The following is a 21,292-nucleotide window of genomic DNA, read 5'->3' as shown; positions in this document are numbered from 1 at the left end:
GAATTCTTTTCGTGCCCTACCAAATTTAAACGCGATTAATTAAATAGAGCTCATGCTCATACGCTATTAACTAAAAGCCATTGCACTCAAAAATATCACCTTCATGGAATAGTTTTAGATAAGCATTAAATATATGCATTTTTTCAATACATTATTAGAGGCAATAGACGGTACATTTCAGATACACACTGTAAAAAACGGTATTAATACAGCTATTAATTCTGAGCTAACAATAATTCATGAAAGGAGGCTAAATCCTCTACCATTATTAAGAGGTACTTTTAGATTTGCCATATAATAGCCCGATACAATCTAATACAACCCAATAAATTTTGGTGAATGCATTAACGCATAATATGCCAAACAATACAAATTACTTTATTTAATCTTATCTATAAGCAAAAGTAATCATGATGCGACTATTTTAATATCCATTAAATTGATTTTAAAATAATTTCATATACTGTTAACTTTTAATTATATCATCAATTTGTTTTAACAATTTTTTTATTTATTTTTATTAATAGAAATATATAGCCGATAAGAATTATTTTCAGGTGAGACTATCGAAAACCAAAACTAAAACCAAGGTACCACTACATATAACTCCATTTAAAAAAAAACTATTTTCAGACGCACTTTCACCAAAGTGCTGAATCCCTCCTGTCGAACACACCGTAAATCCATCCCTGGACGGTTGATTGCCGCTTCCTTGCGGCAAACAGTCCGACAGGCGTTATCCAACCTTTGTTGGCCATTGGCAAACATTAAAGTACAACAGACGTATACTTAAAAAATGATTGAGGTAGAGTACAAAGCACAATCTTTACAGAGCGCTACTATATATCCTCAAGTTTGTCCTGGGTTTTGTTATCAAAATCACTAGCATCATGCCGCTCATGAAGCTGTTCGTTTAACTCACCCCATGTCCGATTAACCATTCGCCCTCTTTTTACCGCAGAACGCGCACCAATTTCATCAGCCCAACGTAACACATTGGTGTAGATTTGAGCATCAAGAAATTCCGCTGCGTCATAAACTGTATTCTTAACCAATGCGCCATACCAAGGCCAAATCGCCATATCTGCTATGGTGTAATCTTGACCACTAATAAATTGGTGTTCTGCAAGCTGACGGTCAAGCACATCCAGTTGTCTTTTCACTTCCATTGTGTAACGGTTAATTGGGTACTCATATTTTTCTGGCGCATAAGCAAAGAAATGACCAAACCCTCCACCTAACAAAGGTGCACTTCCCATTTGCCAAAATAACCAGGATAAACACTCTGTACGCTGTGCTGCAGCTTGAGGAAGAAAAGCACCAAACTTTTCAGCAAGATAAAGTAAAATAGCCCCCGACTCAAAGACCCTAATAGCAGGATCAACGCTCTGATCCAAAAGTGCCGGTATCTTTGAATTAGGATTAACTTGGACAAAACCTGAGCTAAACTGCTCACCCTCGGTTATCCTGATAAGGTGAGCATCGTACTCAGCCTCATTAAAACCTTTTTCTAATAATTCCTCCAGCATAATGGTTACTTTAACACCATTAGGTGTCGCTAATGAGTACAGCTGTAAGGGGTGCTCTCCCACAGGCAGGTCTTTCTCATGGGTGGCACCTGCTACCGGTCTATTTATGTTAGCGAATGCTCCGCCATTTTCTTTATTCCACTGCCAAACTTTTGGGGGTATATAAGACTCAGCCATTATTAAAGCCCTGATTGATGATCATCTATAGAGTAATAGCCTAATAGATTCTCGCCCCACTCGTCTATTTCTGGTAAGTCTAATAAACATCTTTTTACTTTTATCTATTTTTGTCGTTCAAAAATAAACCAGATCAATAATTAACTAGCCCCTCGCCATAATGCACTACTCGTTAAGCATATACTTTTCTCGACAAATTTGATTTTTATATAAGAAAGATGGCTATTTGACGGAATAATAAACAGAATGGAAACGATTAATTAGCCAAAAAACAGCTTTCTGAAACTGCTATGATTATCACTCACAAAATTTTAATTGTTTAATTCATATAATTGACTAGCGTCATATTAAACTATGCATTATTTGTTGTATAAATTTGCACGCAAAACTATAGTACACGGAAAGGGAACTTAAAATACACATCCTTAACTATGTGTATAATTTTCCACCAAATAAGCGTACATGACCAAATGTTGACTTTTAAGCATTACTTAAAATAAGCCTGGCAATTTCGCTTTTTTAGGTGGCATTCTAAAAACATAAAAACGCAAGGAAATGACAATGAATACTTTATTAAAAAGTGCCTGCATCGCAACAATGATAGCGCTTCTCTCTCCCATCCAGGCAATGGCTGACTCAGATAAAGCTGCAGTCAAACGCCCTAGCGGTATATGCACAATGGACATAAACCCCTGTGGAAACTCCAGTATTTGTACATGTGATGAAGGTTATCGCTATGATGCCAAGGTGGGCTACTGTATTATCGATAATCTCTCTGAAGCGACACATAAAGGATTTGATAAACGCTCAATAAAAAGCTCTTGCTCTATCCAAGTTCCACCCAATCGGGCCTGCACCCGAGATCTCAACCCTGTTGGCTACCCCAGCTACTGTGACTGCAGTGGCATAGGAGAGTACGACCAACGTCTTGGTCAGTGTGTTCTTGCTTTATTCTAATCACCATAATACTAAGTTAGAAAGCTAATAGAGAGAGGTTAATACCTCTCTCTATCTTGGTAGTGCTTATCCACTGAAGTACTACCATTAGTTACGCATTACAAATACCTATTTTTTTATATTATTCCACTATACTCATACCTATACCCAATACGAATGGTTTTAAGGTGCGGCCATCCATTGACGAAGACCCATAAGCCTATATTAATAGGTAATTGGGGTGAGGAGTGAAGATAATAAAACCTAGAAATCATTTGTGAAGGGTATATATCAGTTAAAAGTACCTCTTACATGAACGGTTTAAACCTCTATGCTTAAAAGTCGTCTTTTAAAAAAGTTAAGCATGGTAGATCAATAATCGTATAATTTTTATAAGTAACAAAAAAGAATCAAATAAAGTGAATTAATAAAGTGCATAAAATTAATACAATATATTGTTGGTTATTCACTCTATTATTGTTAAGCTCAAAGTTGTTTGGAGCACCTCAAACACTTCGCTTTTTCACATCATTTGATACCCCTGACATAAAACTTGCTCAAGCAATTCTTGAAGAAGCATTTAAGCAAAATCACTACCATACCATTTTTATTCTGGAAGCATACAGACGAAGTATATCCCGAGCCAACTCTGAAGGCGATGGTGAGGTGTTAAGGGTCGCGAACCTTAAACAAATCGATCCTGAAATTACCGGTAACCTTGTGCCAATACCGGAGCCAATACTAGAGGTTCCTGTTTTTATAGTAAATCACAACCCTATATCAAACTTTACTCATTACAACGACTTGAAGCCATATAGGAATGGTGTATTAAAAGGTATTCGAGTGCTTGAAAAAAATGTACCTAATATTCATACCATATCAACTTACCCTTCCCTTTTTAAACTCTTAAATAAAAAACGAATCGATAACCTGATCACTTCTGACTACTTTATTGAAGAAATAACCTACAATCCAGACTTTCAAACTGAATTTTATATTCATACTTTGTTAAAAATCGATGTATTTACCTACTTGAACATGAAACATGTTAAACTCGTAGCTCCAATAGCCGCCACATTAAAAACAATGAAGAAGGATGGGACGTATAAACGCGTAGAGTCAATAATTCGTAGTCAGTACTACTCAATTCAATAATAAACCCTTTATTATTCCAAGGTAAGTTCAAATAATAATAGTTTGCGATGAGTATAGATTACGCTGCCAATGTAATGCATAAATTAATGTGTTCAACAAGCATTATACTATCTTTAAACAAATTCGCATAAAAAATGCGTTTAAGGGAAAACTTATAAATAATTTTTCAACCCCTCATCATCCATTAACAATTCATTTAAACTCTTATCAAAATATAATAATTAATTATTAATATTCGCTATAGATTAAGGCCAGATCAAATGTTAGTATAAATTTTTACAATAAAAGAGTTAGCTAATGAATATACGATTATTGTTTTTATTTTTTTCTCCAATACTCTTTTTTATGCAAACCAGTCATGCAGATAGCTTACGTTGCGGTCAATATTTAATCAAAGGTGGTGAAAGTACAATTGAAGTACTTAATATATGTGGAGAACCAATTCTAAAGGAAAACCTTGGCACAGTAGCAGAAGAACACGACTTAAATAATACAGGCACTAGAGTACGTATTAGTGAAGAAGTTGTAACCCGATGGACTTATGGCAAAAAAGGTGATTTATACAAGTATGTCATTTTCCATAATGGTCAAGTTCGCAGTGTTCAAACCGGGGGCCGCTGGAAAATTAACTAGATGAGCCCTAGAGTAAAAACCCTTTAATAATTAATTAACAGTATATTGACCAATTACTAACAGACTTTAAACATATTATTAAATAGAAAAAAGTAAGATCATTGATTTTAAATATACGTAAAGATTAAAACTATGATTAATACTAAACATCTCAATAGCAAAATAATATTACAACTTACTTTTTTGCTAATTTTGACGAATACAGCCTTTTCCGCCGAATACATTTGGAAAAGCCAAAATCAATCGAAAATGCCTGACGCCGTTATCTTAGATAATGGCCAGCTTTGGCTTAACTCAAATACAAGTTCAATACCTAATGCCATTATTGTAGATAATGAAACAAAAAAACTTAAGAATCATTACTCAATGGGTTCTGACATCATTATAAAAAAGGATGGCAAACTCTGGATTAATAAAGGTATTAATCAAAAGCCAGATGCAACTATCAATGCTGCAGGTGAAATATGGCTACAAAACAATCAGTCTAATATTCCCAATGCTAAAATCAATAGAAATGGCTGGATTTGGTTATCAGGGAATCAACAGAATAAACCCGATGCTATTGTAAAAGGCATTAGCCCCCTATCATCTGCATTCATTGCTACCGTTTATATGTTACTGCCTTACTGAAAGGTATATACCTTTCGCTGTGGTATACAACAAGAGCATTTAAAATGAATAAATACTTATTAAGTTTAGTTTTTTTACTATTAACTCATTCTTATAACGCATACAGCGCTTCAACGATGATGCGCTGTGGCAGCAACTTGGTAAAAGTTCAAGATGATAAGAGTACTATAATACAAAAATGCGGTGCACCCATTACAAAAGAGTTTATAGAACGTGAATGGCATTACAAAGGCGACCCTGAAAAGCTTTCAAAACCACTTCAATACCGGCTCAAAAAAGGTCTAAAGCTTTATTACACTGTTGAACAATGGACCTATGGTAAACCTGGCTCTTTTTACAAACACCTTATTTTTAATGACAATGGTATATTACAAGAGATAAATACTGGAAAACGTTATTAAACTATTAATTATATCCGTACACATCACCAATAATATATTTAAAATAGGTGCCTTTAGCGCCTATTTCACAAAAAAATCCAATTATAGCCTCCCCTTTTAAATAGGAGAAGCTGTCAGCCATTACCCTGTTACAAACCCTCTTCTAGGGCCTGTTAACAGGCCCTAAAACGAAGCATTTAAACTACGATCCCAGTCCTTCCATACCACCTCTAAACCTTTTAGTTTAATTATTTCTTCCATTTGTTCTGGTGGACGATCATCAGAAATCTCGAACTGTTTCAATGCTAACGTCCTTTCATCAGTATAACCTCCAGGCTGTGTGCTTGAACCTGCACTTAAGCTGGTAATACCCAATGGGAGAACATTATTTCTAAAGTGCGCAGACTCTCTTGTTGACAATGATAACTCAACATCAGGATTAAACAAACGGTAGGCACAAATCAGTTGCAACAATTGACGATCTGTCATGATTGATTTTGGTTGAAATTCTCCTGCACAAGGACGCAAGCGAGGAAATGAAATCGAATATTTGGTTTGCCAGTATGATCGTTGCAAATAATCTAAATGCATTGCAACATGGTAACTGTCTGTTCGCCAGTCATCTAAACCAATTAATGCGCCAATCCCTATTTTGTAGACTCCAGCCTTTCCTAAGCGATCTGCGGTTTCCAGCCGATAACGAAAATCTTGTTTCTTTCCTTTTAAATGATGTGCGGCATAAGTAACAGGGTTATAAGTCTCCTGATATACCAGCACAGCATCCAGTCCTAAACCAATCAGCTCTTCATATTCATGTTGGTCTAAAGGTTGAACCTCCATGGAAAGATGTGCAAATTGAGATTTCACGTGTTTGATTATTTTACGAAAATAGTCAATGCCTACGCGGTACTCCGATTCTCCTGTAACCAATAGCACATGATCGAACCCCATTTTTTTTACCGCAGCAATTTCTGCATTCAGTTGTGGCAAGGTTAAAGTTGTGCGGCGAATTTTATTATGAATGGAAAAGCCACAATAAGTACAAATATTCGAACAAAGATTCGATAGGTATAATGGAATATACATTTGCAACGTATTGCCAAAACGCTGCCGAGTTAATTGCATACTCCGCTGAGCCATCTGCTCCAGGTAAGGTTCAGCTGCAGGTGAAATTAGCGCCTGAAAGTCATTAAGTGTTAGTCGCTGGCGAGACAAAGCACACTCTACATCTGTCTTGCTTTTACTACGAATAGAGAGCCGACACTCATCCCAATTAACTTGCAGTAGATAGTCGTAAAAACTCATCCGACATCCTCTAAAAAAGCAGTTAATGGGCTTGAAGCCTGTGCTTGCTGTTGTTGTCCTGCCAGCCCAGTTTCAAATGCCATTCGCCCTGCCTGTACCGCTAATGCAAATGCACGACTCATCACGACTGGGTCGGGTGCTACAGCAATTGCCGTATTCACTAAAACAGCATCAGCCCCCATTTCCATTGCAGACGCAGCATGACTTGGCGTTCCTAATCCCGCATCAATAATGACAGGGACATTGGACTGCTCAATAATAATCTCTAAAAACGCTTTCGTTTTAAGCCCTTGATTAGAGCCAATAGGTGATCCCAGAGGCATAACAGCCGCAACACCCACACTTTCCAACCGCTTACATAAAACAGGGTCTGCATGAATATACGGCAATACCACAAAACCTTCTTTAACCAACTGTTCTGCAGCAGATAACGTCTCTACGGGATCAGGCAATAAGTACCGTGGGTCTGGGTGTATTTCCAGCTTTATCCAGTGAGTTTCCAGTGCTTCTCGTGCTAATTTAGCCGCAAAAATAGCATCTTTTGCGGTACGAGCACCAGACGTGTTTGGTAATAAATGCATGTTATTAGCGATCAGCGGCTGCAAAATATCATCGTCTTTATTTTGCAAATCAACCCGCTTCAATGCCATGGTCACCATTTCGGAGCCTGATGCTTGTAATGCTGCAACCATGGTTGTTTTATCATTAAATTTACCGGTTCCCGTAAATAATCGAGAGCTAAAAGTTTTATTCGCTATTTTTAACATATTTACACCTTAGCCCTTTTCACCTTAACCACCAGCAATAGCCTTAAACACTACAACCTGGTCATTTTCTTGTAACTGATACTGCCGCCACTGGCTACGACAAATAATGTTGGTATTAATGGCTACAGCAACACCTTTCTCTGGCTGCTCAAGCAAAACCAGTAACTCTATAATGCTACAAGGATTGTATAACTGACGAGGTACATCATTTACACTAATATTCAGCTTCTTGGTCATTCTTGTGCTTCCATTAACTGGTATATTTCAGCACCACTGGCTTTAAACTCAGCAGACTTTTGCTGCATACCTTGTTCAGCATCCACAATCATCTCTTCATCAAGAAGCTGGATTTTAATGCCTTGTTGTTTCTGCTCTGCAGCATAGTCACGCACATCCTGTGAGATTTTCATAGAACAGAATTTTGGACCACACATCGAACAAAAGTGAGCTAATTTACCCGAAGCTTGCGGCAGTGTTTCATCATGAAAAGCACGCGCTGTATCAGGATCTAACGCTAAATTGAACTGATCTTCCCAACGAAATTCAAAACGCGCTTTAGACATTGCATTATCACGTATTTGCGCACCAGGATGTCCTTTTGCCAAGTCAGCGGCATGTGCTGCAATCTTGTAGGTAATCATCCCTGTTTTTACATCATCCTTATTGGGTAAACCTAAATGCTCCTTGGGTGTGACGTAGCATAACATGGCACATCCATACCAACCGATTAACGCAGCTCCTACGCCTGAGGTTATATGATCATATCCTGGTGCAATATCAGTTACTAAAGGGCCTAATGTGTAAAAAGGTGCTTCATGGCAATGTTCCAATTGCAAATCCATATTTTCTTTAATCATATGCATTGGAATATGGCCTGGGCCTTCAATAATAACCTGAACATCATGCCGCCAAGCTATTTTTGTTAGTTCGCCAAGGGTTTTAAGTTCAGCAAACTGCGCCTCGTCATTCGCATCAGCAACTGAGCCAGGTCGCAAGCCATCACCAAGCGAAAGTGATACATCATAAGCCTTACAAATTTCACAAATTTCTTCGAAGTGAGTATAAGCAAAGTTTTCTTTATGATGGGATAAACACCACTTCGCCATAATAGAGCCGCCACGAGATACAATACCTGTTAAACGTTCTGCTGTCATAGGTACGTAGCGCAACAATACACCGGCATGTATAGTAAAATAATCTACACCCTGCTCTGCTTGTTCAATTAACGTATCACGAAAAACATCCCAACTTAGGTCTTCAGCAATCCCTTTTACTTTTTCAAGTGCTTGGTATATCGGCACAGTGCCAATAGGAACAGGTGAATTACGTAAAATCCATTCCCGCGTCTCATGGATATTTCGCCCAGTTGATAAATCCATGACGGTATCAGCTCCCCAGCGCGTCGCCCAAACCAGTTTTTCAACTTCTTCTTCAATGGATGAGGTCACAGCCGAGTTGCCAATGTTGGCATTCACTTTAACCAAAAAGTTTCGCCCAATGATCATAGGCTCTGATTCTGGGTGGTTTATATTGGCAGGAATAATAGCTCGTCCTTCAGCCACTTCCTGTCGTACAAATTCAGGAGTTATATTTTCAGGTAAATTTGCACCAAAATGCTGGCCAGGATGCTGCTTTTTAAGCACTGCACTACGCACCCGCTCGCGCCCCATATTTTCACGAATAGCAATATATTCCATTTCAGGTGTAATAATTCCCTTACGGGCATAATGCATTTGGGTAACATTAGCACCAGGTTTTGCTTTTTTAGGCTTTGGTAAACAACCAAACCGTAAATGCTCTAACTGTCCATCAGCCAGACGTTGTTGTGCATAATGAGAAGATACCCTCGTCAGCTCCTCTGTGTCATTTCGAGACTCTATCCAGCATTTACGCAACGAAGCTATTCCCTTATGCACATCAATTGTCGCAGAGGGATCAGTATATGGCCCTGATGTATCATAAACGGGAACAGGTGGGTTAGATTCGTAGCTTGGATTAGCCTTTGTACCCCCAGCTAATGTATCAGCCAGCTTAATCTGACGCATAGCAACGCGAATATTATCTTGGCTGCCAGTAATATATATCTTTTCTGAATTTGGAAATGGCTGGCAACTAAGCTGATTAATAAAATCTTGCGCTTTTTGGCGACTTTCATTTCTAGACATAAGCACTCACACGTCCACAATGGATATAGTTTGTGATTGCTTGTCGTGAGTAAACAGAGGGAGAGTTTTGGTAACCAGTTCAACAGCCCAACAGGTGAACTACTGAAAGCACTGCACGAAAGCCATGAAAAATGAACAGTAACTGGTGTATATTACTTATTATGTACACCCAGGTGGCATCGCTACGTGCTTTGGCAACTCTTGTTTCCTTCGCTGGTACTAACCAGATCAGGTTCCACGGATCCCGCAACTGCAGTCTCAGCCAGAGAGATGAATGACTTCACCTCTACAGGCACTCCGACAAGATGCCCAAGAGTATAGAAAATATAAGTACTGAAGATCAAGTACTATCAAGACACGACATAAATTCACACTTTAATTCTTTTGCCAGGTAAAATGGCTGTCAATCAATATAATCAGCTCGTTTGGCAATTGAGTCTGGCAAAGTAATACTCCACTTTTCCAGTAATGACTTACTGTATAGATTTCGACCCTTCTCTCCTATTTTTGGCCGTATAGAGGAAGGCTGTTTACCCGATAAAATGTCCATTGCCATTTTGCCAGCCGCTTGGCCTTGGGAAAAACCATACAGCACCAGTCCTCCAATTGCTTTTTTTGGTCCTACCGCAAAATCCCAGAAGGCAAACATAGGTACTGGCGTATTTTCTGACGTCCACTCTATTAATTTGGTTGAATCAACAGACTTATCGTTTTCATCTCGCAAGGTATGATAAAGACCTGTAATGATGGCATCATATCCACTTTCTTTGGCAGAACTGACTGCTGATTTCCACTCACTTAGAATACCAATTTGGTGAATATCAATTTTTATGCCACTAATCGCACCGGTCTTTTTACCTTTAAACTCATCTTCTAATGCCTGGGTAGAAGTTGTGCCATTATCAAATAGAATAAGAAGCTTTTTTGCATTAGGTAAAATTTCTTTCACTTGAGCAATAGACTTTTTAAATAATGGGCGCTCTAAAATACCGGTGATATTTTTATACTTAGTAATACCCAGTTTATTTGGATTACTGTTAATACCTAAATAAACCACTGGCGTATTTGTTTGTGAAAATTTCTCGGCAAGAAACTTTAATGCATTATCATCTCCAAGAATGACAAGATCAGGCTGTACTTGCTGATAATATGCCCAAGCTTCATCAGCTTTTTGCTGATACTCTGCACTTGGAACTCGTTTCGTATCCATTTGAAATCGAAGCAGCGAAATTTCTTTCGACTCAAAGACAGATCTTAAGCCTTCAACATAACTAATATCCCAAGGATAATCGGCATGGTAACTCTCAATTAAGAGAATTTTATTTGCTGCCAGAGCATAAGTAGAACAGTATATTAACATACCAAGCAGCAATAATTTCATACGTTGTTTCATAAATAACCTCTAACTATTATTCAATAAATTCTGCAGATACCTGTAAATCCATTGGCAACGCCAGCTGCCATCGCGTAAGTTCGTGCCGACTAAAAATCAGCTGACCATGCTCTGGTATGACAGGCAATATATCCTTTGGTAAAGTACCGGCGAGTACTTGTTGCGCAAGTAAACCTGCTGCAGCTCCCTGTGAATTACCCGTCATAACATAGCCACCTATCGTTTTCTGCTTACCTACCGCAAAATCCCATAACGCAAATAAAGGCACCTTACTGTTATTTGAAGTCCAAAATAAAAGTTCTCGATGATCTATATGTTTTTGCTTATCAAATACAGTAAAGTAAAGCCCCACCCAAACGGCATCATATCCATTTTCTTTCGCTGACAGCACCACTGACTTCCATCGTTCATAATTATTGGTTGTCTCAAGGTGTATCTCTACACCACTGTATGCTAAAGAATCATGACCTTGAAATAGGTCCTCAGCAGCATATTTTGATGTATTACTCCCATCAAACATAATCAGCGCTTTTTTCATTTCAGGTAGTACTTTCTTCATTTCAATGATTGAACGACGGTATAATGGTCGTTCTAGTACCCCTGTAATATTTTTGTATTTTAATATGCCTGTTTTTCGAGGATTAGAATTAATACCTAGATAAATTGCTTTATACTGACTATTACCAACTCTTGCAGCAAGATAACTAAGCGCATTATCATCCCCCAGAATGATAAGGGCTGGGTCAACTCTCTTGATAATATCCCACGCGGTATCTGCACGAAGTGAAAAATGCTGCTTGGGCAAACGTTTGGTATCCATTTGAAATGTTATTAAGTTGTAGTGTACCAAGCTATCACGCAGTGCCATTAACCAATCTCTATCCCACGGGTACATTGTATGATAGCTTTCCACAACAACAATATCGCGCTCTCCAGCATTAAGCACTGTATTAAATACCAAAACAATTATGGCAAGCAGCGATGGTAAAGGCATACTCATACCAGGGTAATATTATTAAAAGTGCTATTTATCTAAGGGTGCCAATTGCATATGGTATGAATCAAGTATTTCTTTTAATTTTCCGGAGTTTCTCATATCTGAAACTGCTTTACTAAAAGCATCAGCAACCTTTTTATCTGTAAATTCTTTACTAAGCCCAAAATAATAGTTGAGTTTTTTATGTGACCCTGCATAGCGGATATTATCTAAATTAACTTGATGAATAATAGCCATGCCTACATCTTTATTAGAATAAACGCTTGTTAGATTTCTTTTCGGGTCATCTAACATCTTAAAAATATTGATATCATCTGATACCATCTTTATTTGAATAGCACTCAAACTCTCAGATTCCATACTTTGCTTAATTTTCTCAAGCGACTTTGAAGTATTTGATGGTCCAAAGACCCCCACTCGGTAGCCCTCAATATCCTTAAGTCCTGAGTAATTAAGGGTATTGGACTTTCGCACAAAGAAACCGTAAGCTGTTTCCATAAGCGGAGGAGAATAATAAAGCCACTGATCTCTTTCTTTATTCCAGCCTATAACAAATAGCCCATGTGCTTTTCCCTCCTTTACTTCACTAATGGCTCGTCGCCAAGGTAAAAGCTTAAACTTACAGTTATACGATAGTGCTTGACAGGCTCCTCTAATAATATCAGCTGCAGGCCCTTCTACTTTATTATCAACCGTATAATTAAATGGAGGAAAATCCTGTGTATTAAATAATAATTCTTCAGCCACCACACCACCTTTAATATTTAAAATCAATATGGCAACCAAACATATAAGATGACGCTTCATAGGGAGGCTTGCTCCTAGCTCATAAAAAATCAGGCGTTATTAATTAAAAAATATAGTCCAATTGCAACAACATGCGTAAGTTAAAATCTTTTAAAACACATAATAAACAGCTATCTACAATTTATTTTTAAAAAATTTAATACAAATACCCACAACTGAGTATTTTTTTTCAGGAAAAGCGTACTACTGAACTTAAGCTAACATGTACTTTTTTAATCATAGAGATAACATTCTACGCTAAAATAGGAGTATGTTTTACAACTATAAATACAAGGATAACCGTGGAAAGCTTGAACTTCATTGCAGATCAGCTAAACAAGCCAGTCATTATTGTCGATAGCAAACTTCACATAGTCTGCTACAACCATGCCTCTGAAATATGCTTTCAATACAACGCAGAAGAAGTAATTGGAAAGTCAATCAATATTCTTATTCCAATAGAGTATCATCATAGCCATAATCAGTTGGCTAAACATTTTATAGATAACAATGAATCCCCTCGATTAATGAGCAAGAGAACTGGCATTATCTATGCCAAACGTAAAGATGGTTATGAATTCCCTATTGATATTTCTATATCAAATATGTTAATGGGTGATCAACATTATGCCATAGCTGTTATCTATAACCATTAATATATCGAGCTTATAGTCTAATACATTAATATAACCGCCCAGCAGCACTGTTATATCAATTAAAGTGTCTACTGAAAGTTTCACAGCAGTAAACTTGCCCAGGGGCTTCATCGCTTGACGGCCGCACCCTTGTGCCCTTGAGGTATAAAAACCCTTCGTTTTGGGTAAATCTACAGTACAGTTTCTAAAAAACAGATTAAAGGCATTATTTCAATGGAGCATCAATATTATATTTTTCATAAAAATAAGTTACTCGTCCTTCAACAATCATTTCTTTTATAGCGCTATTAAGCAATTCAAATTTATCAGTATTTATTGATTTCTTAGACATCCCATAGTAATTTCCAATCTTTTGAACATATTTATAGTTTGCATATGCATAATTACTATAATCGAGTTTAGCCAGTGCAGACTCTATAGCATCTGTATCCAAAATAATCATTACAGAAAAACGGTTTTTAATAATCATTTCAGCCATATTTTTATCATCAAGCGCGATGACCTTTCGAATTCTTTCATCCTTGTCAAATTTGGGAAAATACGCTGTTCTTCGCTTTACTCCCACTCTAAATTGATACAAATCATCATAACTGTTAATAGAGGTTTCCATTCCCTTTGTGACCAAAAAGTGAATATCCTTTTGTTGATAGCCAATTGGTCCCAAGTATAAAACATAAGGTTCGCGTTCTTTCGTTTTGATAGTCCTGGGTATTATATCAATTCTACCATTTTTTAAGTCTTCTAAACTTCTTGGAAAGGGTGCAAATCGCCAGCTTATCGTATAACCAATCTTCCTTGCTGCTTCTTCCAGAATATCCCTTAATGGTCCATAAAACGTGTTCGCTTCTACAACTCTGACCATTTCTGGTGGCCGGTGCCTATAATCAGCGTATAACACCTTTGCTTCTGCCCAAAGCAGTCCAGAGAAAAAACAACTGATCAAAATCACTACTATTCTGTTCATTGTAGTACTCTAGAAAAAATTCTTCGCAGTGGATATATACTTAATAAGTATCACATTTGATATCTATCAATAATTGCCTGATAGGCACCATCTTCTTTCATATCCTTTAGTACTTTATCAAACTGATCTCTAATACTGGTTAATTTTCTTTTTTTTGAAAAAGCAATATAGCTTGGAGTACTTTGAAGTGGTGGATTCAATTCTTTAACTTTATTTAGGCTTCCTAACTCAGTTAGAATGTATTTTGCACCATGCTGATTACTCACAACTATATCAACTCTGCCAATTAATAGCATTTTAAAATTACTCTCACCAGAGTTAGAAGTCATAACAAACTTAATAACATCGTCTTTTAAAGCACGGTCAAAGTTCTCTCCATAACTCACTTTTCTTACTATTCCAAACCTATATCGTGCCAATGCCGTTAAGTTACCATCAAACTTAATAGGATGTTTTTTTAGTGTATACAAAGATATAGCCTGATCGATGAGCACTTCATTAGAGTAATCTGCAAATAGCTCCCGCTCAGGCGTTTTAAATGCTGTAAATATAGCATCAGCATCCCCCATTTTGACTTTCTTTATTGCTCTTGCCCAAGGATGTATTTCAATTCTGATAGGTTGGTGTATTCTTCTAAATGCTTCTTTAACAATATCAACAGCAATACCTTTTACAGTATCACCGTCTTTATACTCATAGGGGGGGTATTGTAATGTGACTAACTCAAGCTCTTCACGAGCCGATAAAGTACCAATAAATAGACACTTCAACACACAAAAGTAAAGCCATATTACTTTACACATCACTCAAAAAATGCATTTATTTATTGATAGTTTAACATTGATTTTTTTATCCAGTCTTCACTACTCATTTTTCTTAATTCTTGATCGAACTGGTCTCTGATACCACCTAAGTTATTTTTCTTAGAAAATCCAATGTAGCTTGGAACACTATCAAATGGTGTGACGACTTTTATCACTTTGCCCTTGAGTACTTTCTTGTTTTGAGCAAGTGTATAATCACCCACATAAGTATTCGAGGGCACAATATCAATCCTACCCGCCATTAGCTTTTTAAAGTTTGAAAGAAGATTTGTAGCAGAGCTTAGATTTAGATCAGATTTAATACCATCAAACTTTTTTCCGTAACTAATAGTTGAGACCACGCCTATTTTATATTTTTTAAGCACCTCAAGTTCCATATCTTTTCCCTGATCAATTGATGAACTAGCGTTTATATAAAAACTCAATGTTTGTGGTACAAAAATTTCCTGAGTAAAATCTATGAACTGTTCTCGTTCTTTATTCTTATATATGGTAAAAATAGCATCAGCTTCACCATTCTTGACCATATTTAACCCCCTTGTCCAAGGCAATACCTTAATACTTACCTTGTGACCAAGTTTATCTGAAATACGCCTTACCGCATCGACTGCAAATCCTGTTGGTTCTTTGTTATCATCGGTATACGCAATAGGAGGAAACTCTAAGGTAACGAAATTTAAATCGTCTGCTTTAACACTCAAGCTATATATAAGAATAAGTACTAAAAAAAGATATTTCATACTCCACCCTCTGGCACTGATACGCTTCAATATCCTAATGTTAGTACAAAGACTACATACTTTTTATACCCATTTTAGCGGAGCTAGACTGGCCTGTTTGGTGATTATATTTCGATGCACGGCCTGATAAGACAAAGCCTGGATAACGTATACCCAATACGAATGGTTTTTAGGTGCGGCCATCGAGTGACGAAGCCCCATGAGCCTATATTAATAGGTGATTGGGGTGAGGAGTGAAGATAACAAAACCTTGAAATCATTCGTGAAGGGTATACATTGATTTGTTTGTCATGAGGATGCGGCAAACAAGCCTTCAGGGAAGGTGTTCAATAAGCGTTATACAAGCTATGGACAAAGGTAGCTTAAAAAAAAGCTTTTGGCTTCATCATAGGCAACTGTTGTTATGTCCTTTAACCGTACTCATTACGCTATCAGCAGTAAGCTTAAATGTTACAAAGATGTCAAGGCCCGCACTTTTAAGTCCTTTAGCTGTCCAGCTATTACAGGTATTCATCATATAGTAATCACCCTCACCTTCATAAAACTGACTATCTCCATATATTCCCTGCTTAAGCGAGACAACCTCTTCCTGCTTATTTCGAGCAAAACTATGGCTAATAAACTGTATAAGCGATTGATAGCCTTGTTCATCTAAACAAAGTTTTTCAATATCACTGCCTGAAAAAAAGTTTTCTATATCATCTGGCACAGCAACAACATGAACAACTGATCCAGAAGGCCAAAATATTGCTTTTAAAGTAATACCTGTCGTGATTTCTTTTGCTTGATAGAACCCTTTATCTCCCCAACCTATTTCTAAGTAAGGAGTTTCACCAAACCGTTCCACCAAAGCAGGCATTTTGGACTGAAGCTCTTTGGCAGGAACGACAAACCCAGAATGCCAACCATTACTCACTAAATAAACTACATAAGACCGTTTCAACGACGCTCGAACAAGATTACTCTTTTCACCATGTGGATTATTACTGTGTTGGTAATTAATAACATATGGCTTTGAAGAACAGGCGGCCATTAACATAAAAACACAAAACAATACACCATATTTCATTCGATTATTGCATATAAGCATTCTATGCCCATATCTGAATAGTAAAAACAAGAAAACACATAATAACTTTTTGTCAAACCTTATCGTAGTACAAGTAAAAAAAAGTATACTCATCATTTTGGGTATACTTCACAATATTTTTCAAATGTATTTTGCTATCTAGCCTTAAACTATTTAAAAAATAGATATTCGTGATGGGTGTCAATTATTAAATATGCGCACAAACAATTTCTTTAATTTTTTCTTAAACTCTTTATAAGAATTAATATTCATATCCATACTAGCACTAGCAAACTATAGCCATGCTGGTGAATATATACCTCCTTAGTTGAAGGTATTATAAAGTAATAAAGGAGAAGTAATGAAAACCTTAAAGACATTTGTAACTATTTTCGCTGTTCTATTTCTAATATCCTGCACATCTGCCCGTGTTCACAACATTGAAGGTGGCGTATTACCCACTACCATGCAAGGTTACCCTTACCAGTTACACAAAGTAAGAAGCGCTATTGTTCGGGCTTGTCAAACACGAGGTTGGAACCCATCTATACAACGTGATGGTAGTATCATCGCCACAATCAATGTCAGAAGCCACTATGCTAAGGTGCACATTACTTACAATAGACGTTCTGTAAATATTCGTTACATGGATAGTCGTAACCTTAAGCACGCTAATGGCAAGATTCACCGAAATTATAATCGTTGGGTAAATAAGCTTTACCACACGATCAACGATCAATTGACAAGATAAGGAAGGAAGATTGAATCCTGAAACGCATTCAGGAGAGTGTGTCAATGCAATAAATTAATTTGTTCTTCCCACACGCAGTAGCAGACCATCCCAGGTCTCTACTGCGGGAGGAACAAATGAATTCGAACATTGCATGAGTACAATCAATGATCATCACAATCGTTTTTTAGATGCCATTGCCCTGTCATCATTCCTCACCCCAATCACCTATTAATATAGACTCATAGAACTTCTAATATAGACTCATGGGATTTCGTCACTCGATGGCCGCACCTAAAAACCATTCGTATTGGGGATATTAATCGATATGACAGCAGATTATTTTATTCGTATCTTGTCCTTGCCAGTGGTAAATTTCCACTTGGGCAGGGTCACAGCCACAACAACCTTTTTGACACCCGACATTACCTGTTATTTGAATGACACCTTTACGCAACCAGTGTTGCAACATACCACGTAAAGCATCAGCAGGTGTCGAAAAGTGCTGGCTCAGTTCCAGTAAAGAAACTGAACCACGCTGTTTAATGTAGTTTCTTAAATCAAGCAACATGGTTTAATCCACTACTGATTCGGCCTGATAACTTAACTCTTCTCTTTGACTTTGAGCGTAATATCGCATACCAAACAAAGTAGTTAAAAATGCGATAACTAAGCCTAATGACCACATCAGCGAACTTTCCGGATGACTAGCAAAGGTGCTTATTTGGTAGTAAACACCAGCCACCGTGTAAGCCATGAGAAGTGTCCATAAACTTACAAACAAAGACCATCGGCCACTGGTTTCCCGATAAATTGCACCAATCGCAGCAACACAAGGAGTGTAAAGAAGAATAAATAGCAGATAAGCAAATGCTGCAGCAGAACTACCAAATAGCGTTTGCATAATGGTATAGGTAGAAGTGCTGACTTCTTGCTCCTCAGCAGCTGTCTCCTTATCATGAGTCTCACCAATATTAAGTCCTAGTGGGTCAACCCATGCACCTACTGCATCTGACAAGTTTGCTGGTACTGTCGCAAACGCTTCCTGAATACCACCCAGCAAATCATATTCAGCACTTTCTGCTTCGCTCTCACTTGAACTCATTTGGGTGTACATTGCATCCAATGTCCCTACAACAGCTTCTTTAGCAAAGATCCCCGTAAAAATGCCTACCGTTGCTGGCCAGTTTTCTTCTGTGAGACCAATAGGTTTAAACAAAGGTGTTATTTGTTGTCCAATTTGACTTAATAAAGAGCGCTCAGTATTTTCATTTCCAAATGAGCCATCAGTACCAAGAGAGTTCAACATACTTAGCACCATGACCACCATCACAATCATTTTACCGGCTTTGGTAATAAATGAACGGAGTCGATCCCAAGTCCGAATACATACGGATGTAAACGAAGGCATGTGGTAGTCTGGTAGCTCCATAATAAAGTGAACGCTCTCACCTGGAAGCAACGTTCTCTTCATCAATAGTCCAGTAGCGACAGCTGTTGTAATACCAATGAGATATAAGGCAAAAACAATGTTCTGGCCATTATCAGGAAAAAAAGCAACAGCAAACAGTGCATAAACCGGCAACCTGGCTCCACAGGACATAAAAGGCGCCATAATAATCGTTAAAAAGCGATCGCGCTCATTTTCCAAAGTGCGGGCAGCCATTACCGATGGAACATTACAGCCAAAGCCTATTAACATAGGTACAAAAGACTTCCCTGGTAGCCCCAAGTAGCGCATTAACCGGTCCATAACAAAGGCAGCACGTGCCATGTAACCAGAGTCTTCCAGTATTGATAAAAATAAAAATAAACAACCGATAACGGGTATAAATGTCGCTACAGTTTGAATACCCCCGCCAACACCCTGTGCCAACAATGTATTTAACCAGTCTGGCGCACTGATAGATGACAGAAGATAACCCACACCATCCACAAATAGCGTACCAGCCAAAATATCAAACAAGTCAATGAACGCGCTGCCAATGTTGATGGTGAACATAAACATGACATACATGACCAGCAAAAAGATGGGAAATCCCAACCAGCGATTTAAAACCGCTTGATCGATTAGCTCTGATACATGTGCACTAGCTGGGCGGGTTGTACTAATTGTTTGCTCAGCCAATCTGGCAATATGCTGATAGCGATCATTAGCAATTAAAATATCCAGATCTTCTTGCTGGCTTTCTATAATTTCTGCTCGATGGCGTAGCAACAAGTCATGTGTTGTATGATCTTGACGAATGGGTAATGCCAGCTCCCCTTCTAATAATTTTATCGTCAGCCAACGTCGAGAAGTGGATGCTGATAATTCAACTGATGTCTCCGCAAGCTGCGGTTCAATTGCCTCAATCGCTTGTTCAATGGGAGGACAAAAGGAAAATGTTGGGGGAATAGATTTTGGGCTAGCAAGGTATTCATTAATGGCCTGTTTCAGCTCAGTAATACCTTTTTTTCTGCTGGCAACCACAGGAACAACAGGACAACCCAGTAGCTCAGCCAGTTTGGCACAATCAATCTGCTTACCATCACGACTAAGCATATCCATCATATTTAACACTACTAGCATGGGCTTACCCATTTCCAGCAGTTGCAGTGTTAAATACAAATTCCGTTGGAAATTAGCGGCATCAATAATATTAACAATCAGATCAGCTTCATTAGAAATGACATAGTCTCGGGCAATCTTTTCATCCAAAGACACTGTTTCATCAATGACATCCAGTGAATAAGTCCCAGGCAAGTCAACCAGCTCTATGGACTGCTCATTAAACTTATACTGTCCCGTTTTCTTTTCGACCGTGACACCAGCCCAGTTACCAACCTTCTGTCTCGCCCCAGTCAGCGCATTAAATAGTGAGGTTTTACCGCAGTTTGGATTACCCACCACACACACTGTTGCCTGCGAATGCTCCGCTACAGTCATGAACTCACCTCCACTGTAACAGCCTTTGCCTCAGCTCTGCGTAAGCTCAGCTTAAAACCACGCACCTCCAACTCCATGGGATCTCCCAGCGGAGCAACACGTACTAAGTTTAATGAGGTTCCAGGAATCAACCCCATAGCTAATAACTGTCGTCGATAGGCTGGATTGTCATTACTAATTGCCAATACTGTAGCGCTTTGCCCTACAGAAAGGTCTTGAAGGGTTGCTGTGTCCATGCTGGGCTGAACTCTTTACTAATTAATGAATGATACTGCTCAGAGCCAATACAAATAAGAATATAAGAACGAATGAGAATCACACGCATCAAAAGACCCAAAAAATCTGCCCAACAATGAGCAGAAATAGAACTTATGATGCTGCCACTCTAGCAAAGCCATGAATAGCCATATTGATACGTATCAAAGAAATGCTATTCATTATCATTTCGCTAATATACAGGAGAGCGTACAACAAATCACTTATTTTTTGTAATGTTTTTAAGGGGAGAAAAAAACACATCCTTGTGG

The 21,292-nt window shown here is 38.0% G+C and carries 22 protein-coding genes and 1 riboswitch; of the genes, 7 read left to right on the top strand and 15 right to left on the bottom strand.

Going from position 1 to position 21,292, the window contains the following annotated elements:
• Nucleotides 1-839: 839 nt before the first annotated feature.
• Nucleotides 840-1,706: a glutathione-dependent disulfide-bond oxidoreductase gene (gene yghU / locus KHS79_RS16065; protein ID WP_233468457.1), complete on the bottom strand. Its 867-nt coding sequence runs from the start codon at nucleotides 1,704-1,706 to the stop codon at nucleotides 840-842.
• 561 nt (nucleotides 1,707-2,267) lie between these two features.
• On the opposite strand from yghU, the gene KHS79_RS16060 reads away from it, so the two are divergent.
• From KHS79_RS16060 to KHS79_RS16040, 5 genes are all read left to right on the top strand, one after another.
• Nucleotides 2,268-2,663 carry a hypothetical protein gene (locus tag KHS79_RS16060; protein WP_027710195.1) on the top strand — a complete coding sequence of 132 codons (396 nt, stop codon included), beginning with the start codon at nucleotides 2,268-2,270 and terminating at the stop codon, nucleotides 2,661-2,663.
• A 411-nt stretch (nucleotides 2,664-3,074) separates the two neighbouring features.
• On the top strand, nucleotides 3,075-3,797 hold the full coding sequence (locus tag KHS79_RS26140; RefSeq protein ID WP_212720283.1) for a transporter substrate-binding domain-containing protein: 723 nt from the start codon (nucleotides 3,075-3,077) through the stop codon (nucleotides 3,795-3,797).
• A gap of 297 nt (nucleotides 3,798-4,094) precedes the next feature.
• Nucleotides 4,095-4,430, top strand: coding sequence for a DUF2845 domain-containing protein (locus KHS79_RS16050; RefSeq protein WP_094786254.1), 336 nt, complete (start codon nucleotides 4,095-4,097; stop codon nucleotides 4,428-4,430).
• A gap of 132 nt (nucleotides 4,431-4,562) precedes the next feature.
• Complete coding sequence (locus tag KHS79_RS16045; RefSeq protein WP_212720282.1) at nucleotides 4,563-5,060, top strand: hypothetical protein; 498 nt, start codon at nucleotides 4,563-4,565, stop codon at nucleotides 5,058-5,060.
• A gap of 44 nt (nucleotides 5,061-5,104) precedes the next feature.
• Nucleotides 5,105-5,461, top strand: coding sequence for a DUF2845 domain-containing protein (locus KHS79_RS16040; RefSeq protein ID WP_212720280.1), 357 nt, complete (start codon nucleotides 5,105-5,107; stop codon nucleotides 5,459-5,461).
• A 162-nt stretch (nucleotides 5,462-5,623) separates the two neighbouring features.
• Here the strand turns inward: KHS79_RS16040 and thiH are convergent, their stop codons facing one another.
• The 7 genes from thiH to KHS79_RS16005 all read right to left on the bottom strand — a co-directional run bounded on the left by thiH (nucleotide 5,624) and on the right by KHS79_RS16005 (nucleotide 12,874).
• On the bottom strand, nucleotides 5,624-6,745 hold the full coding sequence (gene thiH / locus KHS79_RS16035; RefSeq protein ID WP_212720279.1) for a 2-iminoacetate synthase ThiH: 1,122 nt from the start codon (nucleotides 6,743-6,745) through the stop codon (nucleotides 5,624-5,626).
• Nucleotides 6,742-7,512 carry a thiazole synthase gene (locus KHS79_RS16030; protein WP_212720278.1) on the bottom strand — a complete coding sequence of 257 codons (771 nt, stop codon included), beginning with the start codon at nucleotides 7,510-7,512 and terminating at the stop codon, nucleotides 6,742-6,744. Before KHS79_RS16030 ends, thiH begins: the two co-directional genes overlap by 4 nt.
• A 24-nt stretch (nucleotides 7,513-7,536) precedes the next feature.
• Nucleotides 7,537-7,749, bottom strand: coding sequence for a sulfur carrier protein ThiS (gene thiS, locus KHS79_RS16025; RefSeq protein ID WP_212720277.1), 213 nt, complete (start codon nucleotides 7,747-7,749; stop codon nucleotides 7,537-7,539).
• Complete coding sequence (gene thiC, locus KHS79_RS16020; RefSeq protein ID WP_212720276.1) at nucleotides 7,746-9,677, bottom strand: phosphomethylpyrimidine synthase ThiC; 1,932 nt, start codon at nucleotides 9,675-9,677, stop codon at nucleotides 7,746-7,748. Before thiC ends, thiS begins: the two co-directional genes overlap by 4 nt.
• 188 nt (nucleotides 9,678-9,865) lie before the next feature.
• Nucleotides 9,866-9,987, bottom strand: a riboswitch (TPP riboswitch).
• 93 nt (nucleotides 9,988-10,080) lie between these two features.
• The gene (locus tag KHS79_RS16015) at nucleotides 10,081-11,070 is read right to left on the bottom strand and encodes an ABC transporter substrate-binding protein (RefSeq protein WP_212720275.1); all 990 of its coding nucleotides are present in this window, start codon (nucleotides 11,068-11,070) and stop codon (nucleotides 10,081-10,083) included.
• 16 nt (nucleotides 11,071-11,086) lie between these two features.
• The gene (locus KHS79_RS16010) at nucleotides 11,087-12,064 is read right to left on the bottom strand and encodes an ABC transporter substrate-binding protein (protein ID WP_165773283.1); all 978 of its coding nucleotides are present in this window, start codon (nucleotides 12,062-12,064) and stop codon (nucleotides 11,087-11,089) included.
• Nucleotides 12,065-12,094: 30 nt separating this feature from the next.
• Nucleotides 12,095-12,874 carry a substrate-binding periplasmic protein gene (locus KHS79_RS16005; protein ID WP_094786244.1) on the bottom strand — a complete coding sequence of 260 codons (780 nt, stop codon included), beginning with the start codon at nucleotides 12,872-12,874 and terminating at the stop codon, nucleotides 12,095-12,097.
• A gap of 281 nt (nucleotides 12,875-13,155) precedes the next feature.
• Between KHS79_RS16005 and KHS79_RS16000 the strand changes: the two genes are divergently transcribed.
• A complete protein-coding gene (locus KHS79_RS16000) occupies nucleotides 13,156-13,509 on the top strand; it encodes a PAS domain S-box protein (protein ID WP_212720274.1) in 354 nt (117 codons plus the stop codon).
• 205 nt (nucleotides 13,510-13,714) lie between these two features.
• Here KHS79_RS16000 and KHS79_RS15995 read toward each other — a convergent pair whose 3' ends face one another.
• The 4 genes from KHS79_RS15995 to KHS79_RS15980 form a co-directional block, all read right to left on the bottom strand.
• The gene (locus KHS79_RS15995) at nucleotides 13,715-14,473 is read right to left on the bottom strand and encodes a substrate-binding periplasmic protein (RefSeq protein WP_212720273.1); all 759 of its coding nucleotides are present in this window, start codon (nucleotides 14,471-14,473) and stop codon (nucleotides 13,715-13,717) included.
• Nucleotides 14,474-14,523: 50 nt separating this feature from the next.
• Nucleotides 14,524-15,276 carry a substrate-binding periplasmic protein gene (locus KHS79_RS15990; RefSeq protein WP_233468464.1) on the bottom strand — a complete coding sequence of 251 codons (753 nt, stop codon included), beginning with the start codon at nucleotides 15,274-15,276 and terminating at the stop codon, nucleotides 14,524-14,526.
• Between the two features lie 20 nt (nucleotides 15,277-15,296).
• Nucleotides 15,297-16,037: a substrate-binding periplasmic protein gene (locus tag KHS79_RS15985; protein ID WP_212720270.1), complete on the bottom strand. Its 741-nt coding sequence runs from the start codon at nucleotides 16,035-16,037 to the stop codon at nucleotides 15,297-15,299.
• Nucleotides 16,038-16,422: 385 nt separating this feature from the next.
• Entirely contained in the window at nucleotides 16,423-17,106 is a 684-nt protein-coding gene (locus tag KHS79_RS15980; RefSeq protein ID WP_212720268.1) for a TIGR02117 family protein, read from the bottom strand.
• Nucleotides 17,107-17,467: 361 nt separating this feature from the next.
• Between KHS79_RS15980 and KHS79_RS15975 the strand changes: the two genes are divergently transcribed.
• On the top strand, nucleotides 17,468-17,857 hold the full coding sequence (locus tag KHS79_RS15975; protein WP_027709398.1) for a hypothetical protein: 390 nt from the start codon (nucleotides 17,468-17,470) through the stop codon (nucleotides 17,855-17,857).
• 298 nt (nucleotides 17,858-18,155) lie between these two features.
• Here KHS79_RS15975 and KHS79_RS15970 read toward each other — a convergent pair whose 3' ends face one another.
• The 3 genes from KHS79_RS15970 to KHS79_RS15960 are packed head-to-tail and all read right to left on the bottom strand — an operon-like array spanning nucleotide 18,156 to nucleotide 21,001.
• Nucleotides 18,156-18,407, bottom strand: a complete 252-nt coding sequence (locus tag KHS79_RS15970) for a FeoC-like transcriptional regulator (protein WP_027709399.1) — start codon at nucleotides 18,405-18,407, stop codon at nucleotides 18,156-18,158.
• A 3-nt stretch (nucleotides 18,408-18,410) separates the two neighbouring features.
• Entirely contained in the window at nucleotides 18,411-20,765 is a 2,355-nt protein-coding gene (gene feoB / locus KHS79_RS15965; RefSeq protein WP_212720266.1) for a Fe(2+) transporter permease subunit FeoB, read from the bottom strand.
• Nucleotides 20,762-21,001, bottom strand: a complete 240-nt coding sequence (locus KHS79_RS15960; RefSeq protein ID WP_212720264.1) for a FeoA family protein — start codon at nucleotides 20,999-21,001, stop codon at nucleotides 20,762-20,764. Before KHS79_RS15960 ends, feoB begins: the two co-directional genes overlap by 4 nt.
• Nucleotides 21,002-21,292 lie beyond the last annotated feature (291 nt).

Source organism: Zooshikella ganghwensis (assembly GCF_018263875.1).
In the GTDB taxonomy this organism is placed as follows: Bacteria; Pseudomonadota; Gammaproteobacteria; order Pseudomonadales; family Zooshikellaceae; genus Zooshikella; species Zooshikella ganghwensis.
This window is presented reverse-complemented; position numbering and strand designations above follow the sequence as displayed.